This window comes from Nguyenibacter vanlangensis, assembly GCF_013376155.1.
GTDB classification, from domain to species: Bacteria; Pseudomonadota; Alphaproteobacteria; order Acetobacterales; family Acetobacteraceae; genus Gluconacetobacter; species Gluconacetobacter vanlangensis.
On record NZ_JABXXP010000294.1, the window covers coordinates 1 to 3549 of the forward strand.

Here is a 3549-nt window from a genome sequence, read left to right on the forward strand (position 1 = left end):
CACGACGGTCGCCAGCCCGCGCTGCACGTCGGTGCCGATGCCGGTGGCCAGGGCCGCGGGCAGCATGCCCATGCTGGCGACGGTCGCGGTCATCAGCACCGGACGGAACCGTTCGCTGGCCCCCTCGATCACCGCGTCGCGCAATTTCATGCCGTCGCCGCGCAGCCGGTTGATCGCCGAGATCATGATGATGCCGTTCTGCACGGCGACGCCGAACAGGGCGATGAAGCCCACGGCGGTGGCGATGTTCAGCGTCTCGCCCCGCAGATCCAGCGCGATCAGCCCGCCCAGCGTGGCCATCGGGACCACCGCCAGCACCAGCACGGCCTGGCGGATGCGCCCGAACTGCCCGAACAGCAGCACCAGCATGACCGCGAACATGATCGCCAGCGCCACCGTCAGGCGCGCCTGGGCGCGCTGCTCCTGCTGAAAGGTGCCGGCCCATTCCAGCCGGTATTGCGCGGCGTCGAAATGGACCTGCGCGCCGATGCGGGCCTGCGCGTCCGCCAGATACTGCGACAGCGGACGCTGGCCGTTATCCAGGCGGATGGTGATCTGCCGGTGATTCATCTCATGGGCGATATTGGCCTCGCCCGTCTCCAGCGAGATATGGGCGACCAGCCCCAGCGGGATCCGCGCGCCGTTCAGCCCGGTCAGCGGAATCTGCGCGATCGCCGGCAGGTTGTTGTTCAGCCGCCGCTGCATGTGGGCCGTCATGGCGTACATCCGGTCGGCGACATAGACCTGGCCGATCGCCGCATCGCCGATCATGTTCTGCACGACGTTCATGATGTCGGTGCCCGAGACGCCATAGCGCGCGGCCGCTTCCCGGTCGACCGTGATGTTCAGTTGCGGGATTTCGGGCTCCTGGAAGATCGAGGCGTCGACCGTGCCCGGAACCTGGCGCATGATCCCGACGATCTGGGTGCCGATCCGGCGCAGTTCCTTGAAATCTTTGCCGTAGACGCGCAGCACCAGCGGGCTGTGCGCGCCGCCCACCAGGTCGTTCATGTTGTCGGCGATCGGCTGGCTGATCCCGAAGCTGATGCCGGGAATCCGGGCCAGGCGGTCATGCAGGCGCCGGATGAACTGCACCCGGGTTTCGCCGTGCGGCCAGGTGGCATAGGGCGTCAGGCCGACCGGCGCCTCGATATGCGACGGCGTCCACGGATCGGTGCCGGAATCGTTGCGCCCCATCTGGGTGACGACATAGCTGGCCTCGGGAAAGGATCGAATTGCAGCCCGGACCTCGTCCGCCATGGCGCTGGCCTTGTCCAGCGACAGGCCCGACGGAAGCTGGACCTGCAGCCACAGCGCGCCCTCGTCGATGTCGGGCAGGAACTCGCGGCCGGTGTGCGCGCCCAGCCAGCCGACCAGGGCAAAGGCCGCCAGCCCGCCCAGATAGGCCGTCCATGGCCGGTCCACGATATGCGTCAGCAGGCGGCGATAGCCGTGATGCAGCGCCTCCAGCGGCGCGTTGTGGAACAGCCGGTGCGGCTTGCGCATGGCCAGATAGGCTAGGGCAGGGGTCAGCGCGACCGAGCAGATCAGCGCGCCCAGCAGCGCGAAGCTGACGGTGAAGGCCATCGGGCGGAACAGCCGCCCCTCGGACCCCTGGAAGGCGAACAGCGGCCCGTACGCGACGATGATGATCAGCGTCGCGAAGAAGATCGCCTTGCCGACATGCTTGGTGACGGCCAGGATGTCGTCCTCGTCCATCACATGGTCCGGATGCTCCTCGCGGATGCGCAGGATCGCCTCCGTCACCACGATGGCGCCGTCCACGATCACGCCGAAATCGATCGCGCCGAGCGAGAACAGGTTGGCGGGCATGCCCAGCATGTGCATCAGCACGAACAGCGTGGCCAGCGCCAGCGGAATGGTCACGGCGGCGACGATGGCGCTGCGCGGACTGCCCAGGAACAGCACCAGGATGATGAAGACCAGGCCCACGCCTTCGATCACCGTATGGGTGACCTTGTCGATCGTGGTCTGCACCAGGTTGTCGCGGTCGATATAGGGCACGATGCGCACGCCCATCGGGCCAAGCTGCGCCTGCAGTTGCCTGACGGCGGCGTGCAGGTCCCGCAGCACCAGCGACGGGTTCTGGCCGCTGAGCATCGTGACGATGCCCTCGATCGTGTCCGAATTGCCGTTCTTGCCCAGGATGCCCTCGCGCACCTGGTGGCCAAGCTGCAACTGGCCCAGGTCGCGGACCAGGATCGGCACGCCGTTGCGCTGGGCGACGGCGATGGCGCCCATCTCGTCCAGCGTGTGCACCATCCCCACGCCGCGCACGATATAGGATTGCTCGCCACGGGTGATGCGCCCGCCGCCGGCGTTGGCGTTGTTCGCCTGCAGGGCGCTGATGACGTCATTGACCCCGACGCCGTAGCGGAACAGCGCCGCTGGATCCAGGACGATCTGGTATTCCTTGGTAAAGCCGCCGAAATTATTGATGGCGGCCACCCCCGGAATCTGCATCAGCGCCGGAATGACGATCCATTTCTGGATATCGGACAACTGCATCAGGTTCTTGCGGTCGGATTCCAGCGTATAGCGATAGATCTCGCCCGCCGGCCCCGTCACCGGCCCCAGGGACGGGGTGATGCCCGGCGGCAGGGGCGCCTGGGTCATCTGTTCCGTCACGCGCTGGCGGGCGAAATAGACATCCGTCCCGTCGCGGAAGATCAGCGTGATCAGCGACAGGCCGAAGGTCGAACTCGACCGGCTGTCGACCAGGCCGGGCGTGTTGGCCAGTTGGCGCTCCAGCGGAATGGTGATCTGCTGCTCGATTTCCTCGGCCGCCAAGCCCGGCACCTGGGTGGAGATCTGCACGTTCACGGCGCCCAGGTCGGGATAGGCTTCCACCGGGATCATCTGCCACGCCAGGCTGCCCAGCGCGACCAGCACGATCATGACCGCGAAGACGATGCGCCGCTGCCGCAGGCAGAGCGCGATGAAATCATTAATCATCGTTCAGCAGCACCGCGCCCTGGGTCACGATCCGCTCGCCGGCCGCAAGGCCGGAGGTCACCTCGCACAGCGCGCCGTCGTCATAGACGATGTCGACGATCCGGCGGACATAGGTGTGGGGCGCGGTTTCGACGAATACGGTCACCTGGTCGTTGTTCATCAGCAGCGCCGATTGCGGCACCATGATGCGCGCCGGCTGGGGGGCCTGGACGGTCACCGTCGCGAACATGTTGGGCTTCAGCGCACCGTCGTCGTTGGCCAGCACGATGCGCGCCTGCAGGGTACGCGTGTCGGCATGCATGACCGGCTCGATCGCGGCGATCACGCCGTGGCGCACCTGGTTCGGCAGCGCGGGCACGGCAATGTCGGCCTGCTGGCCGAGCTGGACCAGCGGCACCTGGTTTTCCGGAATGCTGGCGGTGGCCCAGACCTGCCGGATGTCGGCGATGGTCATGATCGCGGCCGTGACGTCCGAGATATAGGCGCCGGCCGCGCTGTTGACCGCCGAGACGATGCCGTCGACCGGCGCGCGCAGAACCATCCTGCCGCCGGTCGCGCCCTGGCCGCCCAGGG

General features: G+C 67.2%; 2 protein-coding genes. Both read right to left on the reverse strand.

What is annotated here, in order from left to right; translation table 11 throughout:
• Nucleotides 1-2976, reverse strand: a 2976-nt coding sequence (locus HUK84_RS12630) for an efflux RND transporter permease subunit (protein ID WP_176640611.1), incomplete at its 3' end; no start/stop codon positions are given.
• Nucleotides 2969-3549 (reverse strand): efflux RND transporter periplasmic adaptor subunit (locus tag HUK84_RS12635; protein ID WP_176640612.1); only part of this gene is annotated, 581 nt, incomplete at its 5' end. The genes HUK84_RS12630 and HUK84_RS12635, both read right to left, overlap by 8 nt.